The organism is Kribbella sp. NPDC023855 (genome assembly GCF_040639475.1).
Classification (GTDB): domain Bacteria; phylum Actinomycetota; class Actinomycetes; order Propionibacteriales; family Kribbellaceae; genus Kribbella.
This window is the reverse complement of sequence record NZ_JBFAAA010000008.1, coordinates 68,674-87,257: the sequence shown is the minus strand read 5'-3', so window position 1 is coordinate 87,257 and position 18,584 is coordinate 68,674. Positions and strand designations below refer to the sequence as shown.

The 18,584-nt window shown below is 69.2% G+C and carries 16 protein-coding genes; 7 read left to right on the top strand and 9 right to left on the bottom strand.

Annotated elements, in window-relative coordinates; genetic code table 11:
* Window positions 1-24 precede the first annotated feature (24 nt).
* A complete protein-coding gene (locus AB0F51_RS26015) occupies window positions 25-3,345 on the top strand; it encodes a S8 family serine peptidase (protein WP_360284193.1) in 3,321 nt (1,106 codons plus the stop codon).
* A gap of 63 nt (window positions 3,346-3,408) precedes the next feature.
* Here the strand turns inward: AB0F51_RS26015 and AB0F51_RS26010 are convergent, their stop codons facing one another.
* Window positions 3,409-4,401, bottom strand: a complete 993-nt coding sequence (locus tag AB0F51_RS26010) for a malate dehydrogenase (protein ID WP_360284192.1) — start codon at window positions 4,399-4,401, stop codon at window positions 3,409-3,411.
* Between the two features lie 172 nt (window positions 4,402-4,573).
* Here AB0F51_RS26010 and AB0F51_RS26005 point away from each other — a divergent pair, with 172 nt between their 5' ends.
* The 4 genes from AB0F51_RS26005 (at window position 4,574) to AB0F51_RS25990 (ending at window position 9,173) form a co-directional block, all read left to right on the top strand.
* Window positions 4,574-5,752 (top strand): glycerophosphodiester phosphodiesterase, encoded by a 1,179-nt coding sequence (locus AB0F51_RS26005; RefSeq protein WP_360284191.1) that lies wholly within the window; start codon window positions 4,574-4,576, stop codon window positions 5,750-5,752.
* Window positions 5,753-5,774: 22 nt separating this feature from the next.
* Complete coding sequence (locus AB0F51_RS26000) at window positions 5,775-6,575, top strand: fused MFS/spermidine synthase (protein ID WP_360284190.1); 801 nt, start codon at window positions 5,775-5,777, stop codon at window positions 6,573-6,575.
* A gap of 81 nt (window positions 6,576-6,656) precedes the next feature.
* Window positions 6,657-7,520, top strand: coding sequence for an MOSC N-terminal beta barrel domain-containing protein (locus AB0F51_RS25995; protein ID WP_360284189.1), 864 nt, complete (start codon window positions 6,657-6,659; stop codon window positions 7,518-7,520).
* Between the two features lie 312 nt (window positions 7,521-7,832).
* Window positions 7,833-9,173, top strand: a complete 1,341-nt coding sequence (locus AB0F51_RS25990; protein WP_360284188.1) for a M1 family metallopeptidase — start codon at window positions 7,833-7,835, stop codon at window positions 9,171-9,173.
* Here AB0F51_RS25990 and AB0F51_RS25985 read toward each other — a convergent pair.
* Both AB0F51_RS25985 and AB0F51_RS25980 read right to left on the bottom strand, forming a co-directional pair.
* Entirely contained in the window at window positions 9,170-9,640 is a 471-nt protein-coding gene (locus tag AB0F51_RS25985) for a lamin tail domain-containing protein (protein WP_360284187.1), read from the bottom strand. The genes AB0F51_RS25990 and AB0F51_RS25985 overlap by 4 nt on opposite strands.
* 118 nt (window positions 9,641-9,758) lie before the next feature.
* Window positions 9,759-10,541 carry an MBL fold metallo-hydrolase gene (locus tag AB0F51_RS25980; protein ID WP_360284186.1) on the bottom strand — a complete coding sequence of 261 codons (783 nt, stop codon included), beginning with the start codon at window positions 10,539-10,541 and terminating at the stop codon, window positions 9,759-9,761.
* A 70-nt stretch (window positions 10,542-10,611) separates the two neighbouring features.
* Between AB0F51_RS25980 and AB0F51_RS25975 the strand changes: the two genes are divergently transcribed.
* Window positions 10,612-11,571 carry a helix-turn-helix domain-containing protein gene (locus tag AB0F51_RS25975; RefSeq protein ID WP_360284185.1) on the top strand — a complete coding sequence of 320 codons (960 nt, stop codon included), beginning with the start codon at window positions 10,612-10,614 and terminating at the stop codon, window positions 11,569-11,571.
* 48 nt (window positions 11,572-11,619) lie between these two features.
* A complete protein-coding gene (locus AB0F51_RS25970) occupies window positions 11,620-12,843 on the top strand; it encodes an NADP-dependent isocitrate dehydrogenase (RefSeq protein ID WP_360284184.1) in 1,224 nt (407 codons plus the stop codon).
* On the opposite strand, the gene AB0F51_RS25965 is transcribed toward AB0F51_RS25970, so the two are convergent.
* The 6 genes from AB0F51_RS25965 to AB0F51_RS25940 form a co-directional block, all read right to left on the bottom strand.
* Window positions 12,840-13,100, bottom strand: a complete 261-nt coding sequence (locus AB0F51_RS25965; RefSeq protein WP_360284183.1) for a hypothetical protein — start codon at window positions 13,098-13,100, stop codon at window positions 12,840-12,842. The genes AB0F51_RS25970 and AB0F51_RS25965 overlap by 4 nt on opposite strands.
* 138 nt (window positions 13,101-13,238) lie before the next feature.
* Window positions 13,239-14,069 carry a hypothetical protein gene (locus AB0F51_RS25960; protein ID WP_360284182.1) on the bottom strand — a complete coding sequence of 277 codons (831 nt, stop codon included), beginning with the start codon at window positions 14,067-14,069 and terminating at the stop codon, window positions 13,239-13,241.
* Window positions 14,070-14,397: 328 nt separating this feature from the next.
* Window positions 14,398-15,399, bottom strand: coding sequence for a CAP domain-containing protein (locus AB0F51_RS25955; RefSeq protein WP_360284181.1), 1,002 nt, complete (start codon window positions 15,397-15,399; stop codon window positions 14,398-14,400).
* Window positions 15,400-15,586: 187 nt separating this feature from the next.
* Window positions 15,587-16,456 (bottom strand): CAP domain-containing protein, encoded by an 870-nt coding sequence (locus tag AB0F51_RS25950; protein ID WP_360284180.1) that lies wholly within the window; start codon window positions 16,454-16,456, stop codon window positions 15,587-15,589.
* Between the two features lie 184 nt (window positions 16,457-16,640).
* The gene (locus tag AB0F51_RS25945; protein WP_360284179.1) at window positions 16,641-17,300 is read right to left on the bottom strand and encodes a GNAT family N-acetyltransferase; all 660 of its coding nucleotides are present in this window, start codon (window positions 17,298-17,300) and stop codon (window positions 16,641-16,643) included.
* A 93-nt stretch (window positions 17,301-17,393) separates the two neighbouring features.
* Window positions 17,394-18,551 (bottom strand): GNAT family N-acetyltransferase, encoded by a 1,158-nt coding sequence (locus AB0F51_RS25940; protein ID WP_360284178.1) that lies wholly within the window; start codon window positions 18,549-18,551, stop codon window positions 17,394-17,396.
* Window positions 18,552-18,584 lie beyond the last annotated feature (33 nt).

Here is an 18,584-nt window from a genome sequence, read left to right as displayed (position 1 = left end):
TCCACAACTGGGGAGGAGCCCCTCGTGGCTTTCCGTTCGAGATCAAGACGCTTCGGCCTGCCCGCCGTCGCCTCGCTGGCGATCGTGGGCATCGGGCTGGCCGGCGTCGGCAGTCCTGCAGTAGCAGCGCAGACAGCATCGCCAGAACCGGCTGCCGGTACTACGAAGCACGCACCCGTCACCGGGCCGGAGGTGCGCGTCACGTTGATCACCGGTGACCGGGTCACCGTCCGTGGTGACGACCTGTCCAGGGCAACCGTCGAACCCGGACCTGGCCGGGACAAGATCGGTTTCAACACCTACCGGGTCAAGCAGGCGTCGTACGTGATCCCGTCCGACGTCGAGCAGCAGCTCGCGACCGGTCAGCTGGATCGCCGCCTGTTCGACGTCGCCGGACTGATCAAGGCCGGGTACGACGACAAGTCGAGCGGCTCGATCCCGCTGCTGGTCACCTACCAGGGCAAGGGAAAGCGGTCGGCTCCTGCCGGTGGGACCGTGACCCGGCAGCTGCCCGCGATCGACGGCGCGGCCGTGCGGGTGGAGAAGAAGAACGCGGCCAAGTTCCTGACCGGCGCAGCCGGCGCCCGCTCGGCGAGTGGTGTCGACAAGATCTGGCTGGACGGCAAGCGCAAGGTCCTGCTCGACGAGTCGGTGCCGCAGATCGGCGCCCCGGCGGCCTGGCAGGCGGGCTTCACCGGCAAGGGCGTCACCGTCGCGGTGCTGGACACCGGCATCGATGGCACCCATCCGGATCTGGCCACCCAGATTGCCGGTGCGAAGAACTTCACCGAGGAGTCAGCTGACGACGTGGTCGGCCACGGCACCCACGTGGCGTCGACGATCGCGGGCACCGGTGCCGCGTCGGGCGGCAAGTACAAGGGCGTCGCGCCGGACGCGAAGGTGTACGACGCCAAGATCTGCGAGGTCTGGGGATGCCTGGACTCCGCGACCGTGGCCGCGATGGAATGGGCCGCGAACGAGGTCAAGGCCACCGTGGTCAACCTCAGCATCGGCGGCCCGGACTCCCCGGAGATCGACCCGGTGGAAGAGGCGGTGAACCGGCTGACCGCCACCACCGGCACACTCTTTGTCATTGCCGCAGGCAACGATGGCCCGGGCGACAGCACCGTCACCTCGCCGGGCAGCGCGGACGCGGCGCTGACGGTCGGCGCGGTGGACAAGCAGGACGAGCTGGCCTTCTTCTCCGGCCGTGGCCCGCGGGTCGGTGACGGTGCGATCAAACCCGACGTCACCGCGCCCGGCGTGAGCATCGTGGCGGCGAAGGCGAAGGACTCCTCGATCGGCGAGCCGGTCGGCGACAAGTACCTGCGGCTCGACGGTACGTCGATGGCGACTCCGCACACCGCGGGTGCCGCTGCGCTCCTCGCCCAGCAACACCCGTCCTGGAAGGCGGCTGAGCTCAAGGGCACCCTGACCGCCTCGGCCAAGGTCGCCGCCGGCCAGACCTCGTTCCAGCAAGGAGCGGGCCGGGTCGACCTGGCCAAGGCGATCAAGCAGACGGTGATCGCCGAGCCGGGGGCGGTGTCTTTCGGCATCGCCGGTTACCCGCACACGGACGACGAGCCCGTGACCAAGGACGTCACCTACCGCAACCTCGGCGACCAGCCGGTCACGCTGGCGTTGACCGCCTCGATGACCACCGCGGCCGGCACCGCGGCGCCGGCCGGCGCGTTGACGCTGAGCGCCGACAGCGTGACGGTTCCGGCCGGTGGCACCGCGTCGGTCCAGGCAACTTCGAACACCAAGCACACCGGCCCGGACGGCCTGTACTCCGGCCGGATCATCGCGATCGCCGAGGGCACCTCGGTCGTCGTACCGCTGGGAGTGACCAAGGAGGTCGAGACCTACACCCTGACGGTCCAACTGGTCCGCGCCGACGGAACTCCTGACGACCAGGGGCCGGTGCTGCTCGTCGGCGTCGGGAACGACACCTTCAAGCAACTCTACGATCCCAGCGGCACGATCCAGGTCAGGTTGCCGAAGGGCGAGTACCTGCTCGACCACTTCCAGGAGTTCGCCGTCACCGAGGAGGACTACCAGTTCTACAAGCTGGTTGCCCCGAGCGTGCAGCTCACCTCGGACCAGACGGTGGTGCTGGACGCACGCAAAGCGAAGCCGGTCACCACGACGGTTCCGGACCCGGCGGCCACGATGGTCCTCCAGGACGTCGGCTTCGACAGGTATTCGCCGGAGGGCGAGCAGGCGTTGAGCTCCGCAATGCTCGGCTTCGACAGCAAGCTCTTCACCCTCAGCACCGGTCCGGTGTTGCCGGCCGCGCAACTGACGGGGCATGTCGCTTCTCAGTGGGCTGTTCGGGGCGCGGACGGTAGCTTCACGAATACGCCGTTCGTGTACGGGATCGCGGACTCGCAGCCGGGCGAACTGCCCACCGGGTTCCACCGGGCGGTGAAGACCGAGGACCTGGCAGTGGTCGACCAGACGGCGAACGCGACGAACACCTCCCAGATGAGGCGGACCATCTTCCCCCGGATGCCCGGTGTCGACGGGGTCTTCGCGGCTGTGATCGGGGCCGACGTACCGGGGACGCTCCGGTACTACCTGACGGAGGTACCGGGAGGCTGGTCCGCTGAGCTGACCGAACCGGGCCGGGACTACCCGCGCGGAGTGTCCACCCTGGTCGGCGAGCCGGTGAAGTACCGGGCCGGGCGGACGTACCACGAGCGGTGGAACGCTGCTGCCTTCGGGCCGAGGGCCAGGCAGCTGAGCCGGACCGGCGCGGAGATGTACCTCGGGGTCGGGCGGCACGGCGATGCAGACGGACATGTCGGCATCGAGTTGACCGACACCGCGAGCAGCGTGCTCTACCGCAATGGCGAGGAAGTCGCCTCGGAGCCTTACTTCGGGTTCGTGAGCGTCCAGGGGCTGCCGGCCGGGAAGGCGCAGTACAGGTTCGTCACGACGGGGACGCGCACCGATACGGCGTTCTCGAGCCGGACGGATCTCACCCTGACGTTCAGCTCGGCCGCGACCGGGCAGTTGACCGCGTTGCCGGCTCGCACCGTCCGGTACCAGCCGGACGTGGACAGCCGGAACACGGTGAAGCGGACGCCCCTGACCGTGCTGCCGTTGGTACTGGACGGAACGCCCGGCGCCACTCTGCCGGCGGTCAAGAAGGTGACGATCCAGGTCTCGGGTGACGACGGCACAACGTGGAAGGCGGCGACCGTCGTACAGTCCGGGGCCGGCTACAAGGCCCTCTTCGCAACGCCGGCCGGTGCCACGGTCTCGCTCAAGGCGCAGGTGGTCGATGCCGCCGGCAACACGACCGACCAGACGGTGATCGGCGCCTACCCGCTGCGCTGACCACCCCGTAACGACGAAACCCCCGGGATGTCCCCCGGGGGTTTCGTTCGTGCCGAAAGGTGATCAGCCGAGCAGGCCGAGGGCCTGGACGGCGTCGCGCTCCTCGCCGAGCTCCTTGGTGCTGGCGTCGATCCGGGCGCGGGAGAAGTCGTTGATCTCCAGGCCCTGGACGATCTCGTAGTCGCCGTCCTTGGTGGTCACCGGGAAGGAGGAGATCAGGCCCTCCGGGACGCCGTACGAGCCGTCGGAGACGACGGCCATCGACAGCCAGTCGCCCTCGGGGGTGCCGCGCAGCCAGTCGCGGGCGTGGTCGACGGTGGCCGCCGCGGCCGAGGCGGCCGAGGAGGCGCCGCGGGCCTCGATGATCGCCGCGCCGCGCTTCTGCACGGTCGGGATGAAGTCGTTCTCCAGCCAGTTCTGGTCGTTGACCACCTCGGCCGCGTTCTTGCCGGCCACCTCGGCGTGGAAGATGTCCGGGTACTGCGTGGCGCTGTGGTTGCCCCAGATGGTCAGCTTCTTCAGGTCGGTCACGTGCGTGCCGGTCTTCTTGGCCAGCTGGGCCAGCGCGCGGTTGTGGTCCAGCCGGGTCAGCGCGGAGAACCGCTCGGCCGGGATGTCCGGCGCGTTGCTGCGCGCGATCAGCGCGTTCGTGTTGGCCGGGTTGCCGGTCACGGTGATCCGGATGTCGTCGGCGGCGTGCTCGTTCAGCGCCTTGCCCTGGACGGTGAAGATCGCGCCGTTGGCCTCCAGCAGGTCACCGCGCTCCATCCCCTTGGTCCGCGGCCGGGCGCCGACCAGCAGGGCCACGTTCGCGCCGTCGAAGATGGTGTTGGCGTCGTCGCCGATCTGCACCCCGGCCAGGGTCGGGAACGCGCAGTCGTCGAGCTCCATCACGACACCCTCGAGCGCCTTCAGCGCCGGGGTGATCTCCAGCAGCCGCAGCTCCACCGGCGTGTCCGGCCCGAGCAGCGCACCGCTCGCGATCCGGAACAGCAGGCTGTATCCGATCTGACCGGCAGCACCGGTGACGGCCACCTTGACGGGTGATTTGCTCACGACACGCTCCTCAAAGGATTCAATGACAGACCCTTCGGACGCTAGCAAGTCCGCCCCGGGTAGGCGACGGTGGGTCAGGTGATCCACACCACCCGTTCACCAGCCGGACGCCGCCCCGCCTTCTGCTGACCCGAGGGTGTGCACAGTCCCTGACTTGTAAGGAGAAATATCGATGAGAACGGTGCTGTCCCGCCGGAACGTCTCGGTGACCGCCTCCGCAGTAGCCGTCGTCGCCGCGGTCCTGGTCCCGCAGGTGTCCGACACGTCCAAGCAGGCCGCCCCCACCGCCCCTTCCGCCACCACGGTCGCCGCCTCCGCCCAGCACAGTTCCGTCCAGCACGACGACTTCGTCGTGGTCGGGCATCGCGGTGCTTCCGGGTACCGGCCCGAGCACACGCTGGCGGCGTACGAGCTGGCCGCCCGGATGGGCGCCGACTTCATCGAGCCGGACCTGGTGACCACCAAGGACCGCGTCCTGGTGGCGCGGCACGAGCCGGAGATCGGCGGGACGACGGATGTCGCCGCGCACCCGGAGTTCGCCGCCCGGAAGAAGACCAAGATCCTCGACGGCGCCGCGCTGACCGGCTGGTTCACCGAGGACTTCACGCTGAAGGAGCTGAAGACGCTGCGCGCCAAGGAGCGGATCCCGGCGCTCCGGCAGCAGAACACGGTCTTCGACGGCAAGTACCAGGTCCCGACCCTGCAGGAGGTCATCGACCTGACCAAGCGGCTGTCGCGCGAGCTCGACCGGCCGATCGGGATCTACCCGGAGACCAAGCACCCGACCTACTTCCAGCAGCAGGGCCTCGCGCTCGAGCCGGCCCTGGTCAGCACGCTGAACCGCAACGGCCTCAACCGTCCGAACGCGAAGGTGTTCGTCCAGTCCTTCGAGGTCGCCAACCTGAAGGCGCTCGACAAGCAGTTGCGGGTCCCGCTGGTCCAGCTGACCAGCGCAACGGGCGCGCCGTACGACTTCGTGGTGAGCGGTGACAAGCGCACGTACGCCGATGTCGTCTCGGCCAAGGGCCTGCAGGAGGTCGCGACGTACGCCGACGGCGTCGGCCCGGCCAAGGACCAGGTGATCCCGGTCGACAGCACCGGCAAGCTCGGTACGCCGACCCCGCTGGTCCGTGACGCCCACCGCGCGGGCCTCGTCGTGCACCCGTACACGTTCCGGGTCGAGAACAACTTCCTCCCGCCGACGCTGCGCAGCTCCACCGTGCTCGCCGACTCGGGCAACCTGTTCGCCGAGATCGCGGCGTTCCGCAAGGCCGGTATCGACGGGCTCTTCTCCGACAACGCCGACATCGCCCTGGCCGCCGAGGCCGAGTCCAAGTCCGGGTCGAAGTAGTAACTGCTGACAAGATGACGGGGTGGAACGCAAGGTAGCCAGTGGTACGGCGACCGTCGAGGCCGAGGCGGACGGGACGTTCGTCCTCCGCGTCGACGGGTCGCTGCAGTCGCAAGTCGATCTTGCCGACCCCACCCATCTCGGGTTCGAGTACGTCCGCCGGATCGGGGACGTACTCGACCTGGTCGCACCGCGCCGGCAGCCGATCTCCGCGGTGCACATCGGCGGTGCGGGCCTGACGCTGGCCCGGTACGTCACCGTCACCCGGCCGCGCTCGCGGCAGATCGTGCTGGAGCCGGACGAGGATCTCACCGAGTTCGTCCGCGAGACGCTGCCGCTGCCGAAGCGCTCGGGCATCAAGGTCCGCGGCGTGACCGGCCGCGAGGGCATCACCGGCCTGTACGACGACTCGGCCGACGTGGTGATCGTCGACGCCTTCGTCCGCGAGGCCGTGCCGGCGAACCTGGTCACCGCCGAGTTCGTCGCCCAGTGCGCCCGGATCCTCCGGCCGTCGGGGTCGCTCGTGTTCAACCTGATCGACGGGACCGCCGGACTGGGGTTCGTCCGCCGGGTCGCCGCGACGCTGCGGGCCGGGCTGGGCGACGGCCTGGTGCTGGCCGAACGCAAGGTGCTGCGTGGCAAGGGTTTCGGCAACGTCGTCCTGGTCAGCTCCCGTACGCCGGTCGCCGAGCCGGCCGGGTCGCGGGCGCAGCCGCCGTACGAGGTGCTGCCGCTGGCTGAGCTCGCCGGCAAGGCGGCGCCGCTGACGGATGCCGAGGGCTTCACGTCGCCGGCCGCGCCGGCCGGAACTTTTGGCCGCTGATCCGGGCCGAACTGGACAATCCGCGGTCAGGTTCAGTCAGCACGGGCGGTGCGCGCGCCTGGCGGCAGGTATTTTGGCTCGGTGTCTGATGCCAAGGTCGCCGCGTTGACTTACTACCCCGTCAAGGGTCTCGCCGGGGTGTCCGTCGAGCGTGCCGAGCTGACGGTCACCGGGCTGCGGCACGACCGGACCTTCATGCTGGTCGACCCGGAGGGGGTCTTCCTCAGTCAGCGCACGGTGCCGGCGATGGCGCCGCTGCGCGTCGAAGTACTGGCTGATGGTGACGCCCTCAGGTTGTCCGCCGAGGGCGCCGACGACCTCGAAGTACCGGTCGCGTACGACGGGAAGCGGCGGGACGTCAGCCTGTTCGGGAAGTGGTTCGGGGCCGGGGTGGCTCAGGATGCCGCGGCCGACGAGTGGTTCTCCGAGCGGCTCGGCCGGCCTGTCGCGCTGGTCCGGGTCACGCCGGAGCACGAGCGGCCGGGCTGGGGTGTGCACCAGGGCCTGACCGGTTTCGGTGACGCGCACGCGCTGCTGATCACCTCGCTGTCATCGCTCGACGGGCTCAACGAGCGCATCGTGGCGGCCGGTGGCGAGGCGATCCCGATGAACCGCTTCCGCCCGAACATCGTCGTCGCGGGCTGGCCCGAGGCACACACCGAAGATCGCGTACTGCGTGCGTCGGTGGGCGAGGCGGAGTTCGGTTACGCCGCCCGCTCGATCCGCTGCGCCGTACCGACCGTCGACCAGGCCACGGGGGAGAAGCGTGGTCCCGAGCCGACCCGCACGCTGGCGAAGTACCGGCGCCAGCCCGACTACGGCGGCGGAGTCAGCTTCGGCATGAAAGCGTCCGTCCTGACGCCGGGCACCGTCGCCGTAGGTGATGAGATCCTGGTCCACGACTGGCTACCCGAAGGCGAGGATCCCGCCCCCGCGACCCGCTAGCCGTCCGGTCACCCCCCCGCGCCCTGCGCCACTCGCTCCTCCGTCGCTCGCTGCTCCGTTCGCTCCCACCCACCCTTCTGCGACTGCGCGCAGGCTCCTCCGTCGCCTGCTTGGTAAAGGCGAATGGTGGAGGCGCAATCGCTGCGCGACCGTTTTGGGGTGCTGGGTGCGCGAGCCTTCGTCGTCCTGCTGGCTGAAGCCGGGTGCGCCAGCCGGTCCGCGTTGGCCCCACGCACCCCTGACGGTCGAGTCGACTCTGCCGGGTGAGCTGACTGCGCTAGCGTCGGGACTTCACGAACCTGGGGAGTCGCCGTGCGCCGTTTCGTTGTCCTCCTGCTCGCCTGCGTCCTGCTCACCACGACGGTGCCCAGTGCAGCCGCATCGGTTGCTCAAGGCAAGGAAACTGTCCAGCGCGGGCCGGGCAAGCCGCAGTACGACGTGCGGTTGACCAGTGATGCCCCCGGGCGAGCCTGGACGGGGCGCGAGCGGATCGTCTTCACGAACACCACCGGGAAGCCGTTGCGGGAGATCTACCTGAGGATCTGGGGCAACACCTGGGACGGGTGCAAGTCGCCGGTGAAGCTGAGCCGGTTCGAGGGTGGGACGCCCGGCACGCCGAGCGTGAACTGCACCACCCTGCAGGTGAAACTCGGCAAAGTGCTTGCTCCCGGCAAGCAGCTGGAGCTCGGGTTCGATCTGGCGATCACGGCGCCGAGGCGGCTCGAACGGTTCGGGCAAGCCGGCGCCTACAGCTTCTTCGGCAACGCGTTGCCGGTGCTCGCGGTCCACGACCAGGCGGGCTGGCATCTCGAGCCGGATCTCGGCATGGGGGAGAGCTACTACACGCTCGCCGCCGACTTCGCAGTACGGCTGGAACACCCCGCCTCGTTGCAGGTGCCGGCGACCGGGGTCACCTCGACGGCACAGCGGGGCAAGACGGTCACCACGACCAGTATCGCCAAGCAGGTCAGGGATTTCGCCTTCTCGGCCGGGCCGTTCAAGCAGTCCGTGGTGACGTCGCCCGGCGGGGTGAAGGTGCGCACCTGGTGGACCGGCACGGTGACGGCCGGCGCAGTCGCCGACGCGCGGACGAAGGGCGTGGCCGCGATCGACGACTTCAGCCGGCGCTTCGGCAAGTACCCGTACGGCGAGGTCGACCTGGTGCTGAACGACACCTGGGTTGGCTTCAGCGGAATGGAGTACCCGGGCTTCGTGCTGCTCATCGCGCCGCCCAACGAGGCAGGGCCGGTGGTGCACGAACTCGCTCACCAGTGGTGGTACGGGATCGTCGGCAACAACGAGTACGCCGACCCGTGGCTGGACGAGTCGTTCGCGACCTACTCGTCGTACCTGCACTCGGGTGACAGTCAGCCCGACTGCTGGCCGGGTCAGCTCGAGGCGCGGATCACCAACGACATGGGCTTCTGGAAGAAGTACGGCGCCGGCTGGAGCCTCTACGTCTACTCGTACGGCTCCTGCATGCTGGCCGACCTGCAGCGCTACATCGGCACTCCCGCGATGGAAAAGCTGATGAAGGACTACGCCAGGTCCCACTGGTACGGGGTGGCGACCCCCGGCGACTTCAAGTCAGCCGCCGAGGCTGCCACCACGAAGGACTTGGCGCCCTTCTGGGCTTCACACCAGATGTACTAGCAGGCGACCCGGGTGCGGCCGGCCATCGCCGTGTAGCTGCACCAATCGAAGGTCACGCCCGCCGGGGTCTGGAAGCGGGCGGTGTCGCCGGTGTTGTTCCAGATGTAGTTGTACTGGTTCCAGTACAGCGTGGTTGCCGTGTTGCGGTTACGGCCGGTCCGGATGATCGCGGTCGTCCGGCCGGCGAGCACGTAGCCGGCCGGGAAGACAAAGGTGTGGTTCGCGACGTCCTTGACCCGGAAACCGGACAGGTTGCGCGGCCGGGTGCTCAGGTTGCGGATGGTGAAGAACTCCTGGTTCAGGTGCGCGTTGGTCCGGGTGTCCGTCCCGGCCGGGTCGTACTGGATCCCGGACAGCACGATCGTGCTGGCAGCCATCGCCGGCAACGGCACGGTGGCCAGGCCGACGACGGCGGCGACAGCGCTGGCGACAGCGGCGGCGGGCAGGCTGAAGCGACGTACGAACATGGAATTCCTTCCGGCTGTGGGCCGATTCCCCCCGGCCCGGTGATGTCCTTCTGCCGGATTCCCCCCGGCGCGTTGAACGATAAAGTCACCCTCCGTATCCGTCAAGGGCTGGAGGTACTCAGAGTGACAACGCTTCTCCGATCGGGGGAAGCTGCAGCGGCAGGCCGGCGTCGGCGAAGGCTTTGGCCAGGACGTCGGGGCCTTCGGAGAAGTGCGCCCAGCCCTCCGTGTGGACCGGAACGATGACTGCGGGCGCGAGCAGCCGAGCGGCTTCCACGGCAGCTTCGGACGTGAGCGTCAGCGGCGCCCCGTCGAACAGCGGAGTGCGCGCGGCACCAGCGAACAGTACTGCGATGTCGACCGTCCGGGCGGTGACGCCCGGGATGCTGCCGGCCGCCAGTCGGGTGGTGAGCTCGCCGACCAGGTCGACCGAGGCGTTGTCGCCGGACACATAGACCGTCGGCAGGCCGGAGCCGCTCAGCAGGAAGCCGGTGACGTAGCCGGTGAGCGGCTCGCAGCCCTCGGGGCCATGGCGCGCGGGAAGCCCGGTGACGATCAGAGTGCCGCCGTCGGGCCGGTCCAGCTCGACGGATTCCCAGTTCTCCAGACCGCGGACACCGGGGATCCGGTCCGCCGCGCCCGGAGTCGACAGCACCACCGGGACCGAGGAGAGCAACTCCCGGCCCGAGTCATCCAGGTTGTCCTTGTGCTCGTCGTGCGAAAGCAGCACCGCGTCGATCGGGCCGAGTTCGTCGGGCTGCAGCGCGGGCCCGGTGAGTTTCGTCAGCTTGCGGCCGCCCAACGGGTATTCGCGCGGTTCGTCGAAGGCGGGATCGGTCAGCAGGGTGAGGCCGCCGATGCTGAGCACTGCGGTCGGTCCTCCGATGTGGGTGAGCTTCATGGCTCCATCCTTCGGGTTTGACGGGCGCTGAGCCATTGGCCTGGAGGACACTCTTCCTTAAGATCGGGCCATGCGATCGGTAGCGGTTCTGGCCTACGACGGGATGAGCCCGTTCCACCTCTCCGTGCCCTGCCTGGTGCTCGGCGACCGGGCCGGCGGCGAGCGTCAGTACGACGTACAGGTGTGTGCCGAGCGGCCTGGGCGGTTGGACACCAATGCCGGGTTCGGTCTGCACGTCGAGCGAGGGCTGGACGTGATGGCCGAGGCCGACCTGGTGATCCTGCCGAGCTGGGATCCTCGGCTGGAGCCGTCCGGGGAGCTCGTCGAGGTGATCCGGGCCGCTCATGCTCGCGGCGCGACCGTGGTCGGGCTGTGTATCGGCGCGTTCCTGGTGGCCGCGAGTGGCATCGCCGACGACCGGGAGGTGGTCACGCACTGGCGCTGGGCCGAGCGCCTTGCGACGCAGTACCCGAAGATCCACGTCCGGGCGGACGTCCTCTGGTCGGACCTCGGCGACCTGGTCACCTCAGCCGGTACTGCGGCCTCGCTCGACTGCTGTCTGCATCTGGTCCGGACCCATCATGGCGTCGAGCTGGCGGAGCGGCTGGCCCGGATGATCGTGGTGGCGCCACACCGGAGTGGGTCGCAGGCGCAGTACATCCCGGTCCCGGTGCCGCCGGATCCGTCGGACGACGTGATCGAACGGGCGATGGTGTGGGCCCGGTCCCGGCTGGACCAGCCGATCTCGCTGGACGAGTGGGCCGCGGCGGTCGCGCTGTCCCGGCGGACGTTCACCCGGCAGTTCCGGGCCCGCACCGGCAGCAGTGGCCAGGCCTGGTTGCTCCGGCAACGACTGGACCGGGCCAGATTGTTGCTGGAGACAACGGATCATCCCATCGAGCGGGTCGCGGTGGAGAGCGGATTCGGTAGCAGCGCGGCGTTGCGGCATCACTTCCACCTCGTCCTCGGCACGACTCCGCAGCGGCACCGGCACGAGTTCGGCCGGCAAACTGTCTTGACGTCAAGATAAAACCCCATCTATCTTGACGTCAAGATAACCGCATCCCGAGGGGCACCCATGGCCAAGATCACCGTGACCAATCCCGTCGTCGAGCTCGACGGCGACGAGATGACCAGGATCATCTGGCAGTTCATCAAGGACCGCCTGATCCACCCCTACCTCGACATCGATCTCCGGTACTACGACCTCGGCATCGAGCACCGTGACGCGACCGGCGACCAGGTCACCGTGGATGCCGCGCTGGCGATCAAGCAGCACGGGGTGGGCGTCAAGTGCGCCACCATCACGCCGGACGCCGAGCGGGTCGAGGAGTTCGGCCTGCAGCAGATGTGGGCCTCGCCGAACGGGACGATCCGCAACCTGCTCGGCGGGGTGATCTTCCGCGAGCCGATCGTCATCTCGAACATCCCGCGGCTGGTGCCGGGCTGGACCAAGCCGATCATCGTCGGCCGGCACGCGCACGGCGACCAGTACAAGGCGGCGAACTTCACCGTGCCGGGGGCCGGTGAACTGACCATCACCTTCACCCCGGCCGACGGCTCCGAGCCGATCCAGCACGTGGTCGCCAACTACGGCGACGACGGCGGGGTGGCACTGGGCATGTTCAACTTCACCCGGTCCATCGAGGACTTCGCGCGAGCATCCTTCGCTTATGGGCTTCAGCGCAACTATCCGGTCTACCTGTCCACCAAGAACACGGTGCTGAAGGCCTACGACGGTGCCTTCAAGGACATCTTCGAGCGGATCTTCGTCGAGGAGTTCAAGGAGTCGTTCGACCAGTTGGGGCTGACCTACGAGCACCGGCTGATCGACGACATGGTGGCCTCGGCGCTGAAGTGGGAGGGCGGCTACGTCTGGGCCTGCAAGAACTACGACGGCGACGTCCAGTCCGACACTGTTGCCCAGGGCTTCGGTTCGCTCGGCCTGATGACGTCGGTACTGATGAGCCCGGACGGCCGGACCGTCGAGACCGAGGCGGCGCACGGCACGGTCACCCGGCACTACCGGCAGCACCAGCAGGGCAAGCCGACCTCGACCAACCCGATCGCGTCGATCTTCGCCTGGACCGGCGGCCTCAAGCACCGCGGCAAGCTGGACAACACCCCGGAGGTGACCGGCTTCGCGACCATGCTCGAACAGGTCTGCGTCGAGACCGTCGAACAGGGCCAGATGACCAAGGACCTGGCCCGGCTCGTCGGCAAGGACCAGGAATGGCTCACCACCGAGGAGTTCCTGGCCGCGCTTGAAGAGAACCTGCAGAAGAAGTCCGCGGCGCGCTAGAGCAGCAGGAGCAGGGTGTAGATCGCCGGTGCCCCGAAGGTGACGAGCAGGATCCAGGCCATCATCTTGTGCCCGGGTTTGGCCCGGTCGAGGTGGGCGACGAAGTGCACGACCGCGCCCTCCTCGGTGTGCCGGCTCAACCCCATGCGCTTGGCCTCCTCCGGCCGGCGGTCCGGGCGCTCGTCGGCGATCGCGTCCGGCGGGATGCCGTACAACGCGGGCCGGGCCGGATCGAGATCGTCGCGCTCGCCGTACATCCGGCCTCCCGCAGCTCGGTGGAGGCTCAAGCTAACCCCGCCCCGCCGGTCGACTCAAGCACCTTCGGCCATCATCCCACCGAGCGACCAGAACGGCGGCTCACAGTCCGCGAGCCGCCGTTCTGAGTGATCACCGGACTACTTGAAGTCGACCACCCAGGCGTCGCGCGTCGCGGTGCTGAGGCAGAGCACCAGCCTGGTCTTGCAGTAGTCCGCGTCGTCCTGGCCGACGCCCAGCTCGCGCAGTCCGCAGTTGAACAACGTGCCCGAGCTCGTGCTCTTCAGCTTGTCGAAAGCAGCCTTCGCGGTGACGTCGTCGCCACCGGTGGCCGCCATGGACGAACCGGTGGCGGAAACGTTGCCGCTCTGAGCCCGCTCCTTCGCCTCGGCGCCCGCGCTTCCGCTCAGGTCGCTGTTGCGTCGCAGCGGCGCGCAGCCGCGATCGATCCGGGCGTTGTCGACCAGCCTGAACAGCTCCACCTCGGCCCCCGACATGTTGCCGTCGTCGGCGGGCGGCGGCGGGGGCGTGCTGGTGGTCGTGGTCGGCGTGCTGGAAGGAGTGTCGTCGTCGCCCGGCGTCGGCGTCGGCTGCGTTTCCTGGCTGCGTGGGTCCTGCGGGGTGGAGCGGGTGGTCGGGATCTCGGTCGGCCCCGACGTCGGCCCCTCGGTCGGAGCCGTCGGCCCGCCGGTCGGCTCCGTCGTCGGGCCGTCCGTGGGAGTCGGGGTCTCACCCGGGACACTCGGGGTCTCGGTCGGCTTCGGCGTACCGGGTGTCGGTACCGGAGTCGGCGTATCGGCCGGCGTCGTGGCCGGCGGAGTCGCCGCGGCCGGCTTGGCCGAGGTCTTGATGTAGGTGTCGTCGGTCCGGGTGACGTAGGGGACCGCGGCATCGGCCTGTTCCACCTGTGGCTGGTGCAGCAGGATCCAGGAGATCGGCGTGATCACCAGGGTGACCGTGCCGATCGCCACGGCGATCCTCCGGCCGCGGGACGGCGGCCGGGCCGCCGCTCTCTTGCTGCGCCGCCGTCCGGCAGCTGAACGCTGTGACATTACCTGCGTGTTCCCTTCACGGTCGCGCCCCCAAGACGTGCCTCATTCGTCTCACCGTGGCGCCGTGAGGGGCGCCCGATGGCATAGCAAGGACGGATCTACCCGCGGTGCTCGGCGGTCAACCGGTGAACCGTTGTCGGTTCGCCACAGTGCCTGCGGCGAACCCGGTGCCCGGCGGACAATGCCGACCGCGGTCCTGCACAAAATCGGTGCTGCACAGTCGGTGCTGCGAACAACGGTCCTTCGGTCAGTCGCGACCGAAGTCCTGCACCCAGCTGCCCGGTCCCCAGTCGGACTTGACCTGGCCCGGGTCGAACCCGATGCCGATCTTGGTGAACTTGCAGTTCAGGATGTTCGCCCGGTGGCCGTCGCTGTTCATCCAGGCCTTGAACACGCGCTGCGGGCTGTCGTAGCCGGCGGCAATGTTCTCGCCCCAGCCCGAGCCCTGCCAGCCCGCCTTGGCCATCCGGTCGCCCGGACCCTGGCCGTCGGGGTTGGTGTGGTCCAGGTAGTGCCGGCGAACCATGTCGGACGCGTGTGAGCCGGCTGCCTCGACCAGGCTGTCGTCCAGCTTCAGCGGACGGCAGCCCTGGTTGCTCCGGGCCCGGTTGGTGAGGTCGAGCACCTCACGCTCCTGCGCGTTCGTGCCGCCACCCCCCGGCGGCGGTGGCGGGTCGTCCGGCGTCGGCGTGGTGGTCGGCGTCCTGGTCGGTCGCTCGCTCGGGGTCTTCGTCGGCTTGTGCGACTGGCTCGGTTTGCCCGACGGTGTCGACGGCCGTGGCTTCTGCCTGCCGTGCCCGTTGGTCGTGCGCGGCGGCGCCGGGGTGATCGTGACCGTCTCCACCCCACCGGCCGGCGCGGTGGTGATCACCGTCGTCGGTACGCCGGACGGGACCGGGGTGTCCGGGGTGTCCAGGGTCGACTGGGCCGACCCCAGGGCCGGCGTACCGGTCGGGGTGATTGTGGTGGTCAGGCCGTTCGGCAGCGTCGCGGTGACGGTGACCTTGGCCTTGCCGGGACCGGAGTTCGCGCCGTCGACCGCGGCCGGGCCGGAGTTGTCCTCGGCCACGTTCAGCACCTTGGTGGCGTCGTTCTCGGCGACAGCGGAACCGTCGCGAGCCGTCATCACCCAGACCACGGGTCCGATGGCGAGTAGCACCGACAGCGAGCTGACGACGGGGCCGATCAGGCCGCGGCGTCGTGGGGCCTTCCTGCTGCGGTGCCGCCCAGGGGTAGGCGAGTCCGTCATGGGTGGGCGAGTCCTCTTCAGTTCGTCGTACTACCGGAAGTCCGTCGTTCCCCGTGGTGCGTTGTCCCCCCGGCGGTGCCAGGCCCCCCTGGTTGCCGATCAGTGACCTTAACCGAATCGCGAGGTCACCGTTACGGGCGTTTGAAGCGTCTTAACGAATCCCTGAGATTCGGGGCATTTCGGCGGGTCAGCCGCCGAAGTTCTGCACCCAGCTGCCGTTGCCCCAGTCGGGCTTCACCTGGCCGGCGTCGTAGCCGATGCCGATCATCGTGTAGTCGCAGTTCAGGATGTTCTTGCGGTGGCCCTCGCTGTTCATCCAGCCCTCCACCACGGCGGCCGCGCTCTTGTAGCCGACGGCGATGTTCTCGGCCATCGCGCCGCCCGTGAAGCCGGCGGCCTTCATCCGGTCGAACGGCGACCGGCCGTCCAGGCTGGTGTGGTCGAAGTAGTGCTGCGCGACCATGTCCGACGCGTGCAGGTCGGCGGCGCGGGTCAGCGCGCTGTTGGTGCGCAGCGGACCACAGCCGGCCTTGCTGCGCTCGTTGTTGGTCAACTGCAGGACCTGCGCCTCAGCTCCACCACTGGGTGCCGGCGGCTTCGTCGACTTCTTCGGGGTCGGCGTCGGGGTGGTGGTGCGAGTCGGGCTTGGTGTCGGCTTCTTCGACGGCGTCGGAGCAGGCGAGCGGGTGCCGTTGCGGCTCGGCGCGGTTGTCGACCGCGTCGGCGTCGGGGTCGCCTTGGGCTTCTTCGACGGCGTCTTGGACGGCGTGGCCGACGGCGTCTTGGCCGGCTTCGGGGTCGGTGTGACCAACGGTGTGGCGTCGTCCTGCGGAGTGACCGGATCGGTCGTCTCCACGGTCGTCAGCGGCTTGTCCTGGCTCGTCGTCTTCGTGTCGTCGCGGCTGATGTACCAGCCGGCGCCGGCCAGTAGGGCGAGCACCGTCAACGCGCCGAGGATGGGGCCGGCCACGCCACCGCGCTGCTTCCTGCGGCGGCCGTGGGACCGGGGTGGTACTGGTTCGTACTGCTGGAAGGGATCCTGTGGTGCGTCGTTCATGGAGCTTGCGAGCCTCTCGTCGTCATCCGTCGATCCCCGTGATCCCCAGTGACTTGCCCGACGGACGCTAGCGGATCTCGCCCCCGCCCACGACCCTTCGCGACAAACCTCACCCCCGCTTTGACAAACCTCTTACCACCCGCCACCGGGAACGTGCGGGTGACGGGTCAGCGGGGGCGGCGGGTCAGGTGCGGGCGATGACGATGTCGGCGACGACCTTCCAGCCGAGGCTGCGGTAGAGGCGGAGGCCGTCGATCGAGGCGATCAGGATGCCGCGTTTGGCGCCCTGGGCCGCGGCCGTCTCGACCAGCGACGCCATCACCGCGCTGCCCAGCCCGCGCCGCCGGTGGGCCGGGTCGGTCTCGATCCGGTCGGCGACGGCGTCCTCGCCGACCACCGCCATCCGGCCGCTGGAGACCACCCCGCCGTGCAGCGTCGCCCGGGTGACGATCAGGTCGGACTCGAGCTCGGTGTGCAGCGCGTACCGCTCGTTCAGCTTCAGGGCAGGCTGCTCGGACAGCTGGATCGTCATCAGCCAGTCCTGGTCGCGCTGCACCTCCAGCCCGAGATCCTCGAGCTGGTCGATCCGCGCCTCCCGGTCGTCGGTCGCGAGCGTGACCCAGCCGGACCCCCGGCCGCCACCCGCGGCCCTGGCCAGCTCGGCCGCGCGCTCGACGCGCTCGGGTTTGTCGTCCGCGTCCAGCACGACGTACTCCATCGCGCGGTTCTCCTCACCCGCGCGGACGGTCAGGATCCCGTCGTTGTCATCCTCGACTGTGGTCCAGCCCCGCGATACAGACCACCCGGCCTGCCAACGGCGGACGAGTTCCTCACGATCTCTCACTCGTTGATTCAACCAGTCAGAACGTTCCACGGCGAGAGGAAGAAGTGTCGGCTGTCATCAACAAGCCGCCGATTCGTCCCTCCGGACGGCTTTTCAGGGCGTTCGCGGTGACTTTCCCGGTGACATCGGCGGCCGCTGGTCGGTGGCCAGCAGGTCGAAGCAGTGCAGGTCGCGGAACTCGCCGTCCCGCCCGGGGCTGGCGGCGCGCTGGCGCCCGGTCCGGGTGAATCCGTTGACCTCGGCAACCCGCTGGGAGGCGGTGTTGCCCTCGGCAGCGAAGAGCACCAGCCGGCGCCGGCCCAGCCCGCCGTCCTCGACCGGTGTGAACGCGTGGCCGATCGCGCTCCGCACGGCCGCCGACATCACCCCACGGCCGCGCGCCTCGGGGTGCGCCCAGTAGCCGACCTCGGCCATCGTCTTGTCGATCCGGTTCTTCAGGTCGAACACGCTCACGTTGCCGAGCAGCTCGTCGGTCTCGGGGTCGGCGATCGCCCAGGACACCGCCTCACCGCTCGCCAGCAGCTCCAGCCGACCCTCGATGAAGCCCTCCGCATCCTCCAGCTGGTAGGGATTCGGGAGACCGGCCAGCCACTTCTGGGTCCGTTCGTCGCTGCAGGCCTCGGCGACCCGCTTGGCATCGGTACCGCGCAACGGCCGCAACCGCACCCGATCGGTCTCGATCACCGGCACCTTCCACCAGTTGCCCTGCGGCTCCGGTTCGTCGTCACGGGCAATCGAGGCGACCCACTCGTCCTTGCGGACACCCCGGGCGACGCCGCCGGCTGGAATCGTGACCAGATTCCGGAAGCCGCACTTCCAGGCGACCCGGCGGGAGCCCCAGTTGCCGACGTACGCGCGCCAGGTCACTCGGTCCCAGCCCTGCTCGAAGGCGTACTTCACGGCCAGGCGCAGCGCTCGCGTCATCACCCCGTTGCCCCGGGCCCACGGTGCCACCGCGAAGCCGACCTCGCCCACGTTGCCCTCCTGCGGACGCAGGTCGATGGTGCCCGCGTAGCGCCCGTCGTACTCGATCGCCCAGGCCCAGGAGTTGCCCTCGCGCCAGCCGGCCGGGATGAACTCGGTCAGGTACTGCTCCGCGTGCTGCCACTCGTAGGGCACCGGGACCGTCGTCCAGCGCTGCATCTCGGGGTCCTGGCAGACGTCGTACGCCGGCTGGATGTCCGCAGCCGTGTGCGCACGCAGCGTGACGACGCTGTCGGTCAGGGTGGGGACGTCCTCGGGGAATCGCATGGCGCCAGCCTGACAAGGCGGACCCCGCGGCGG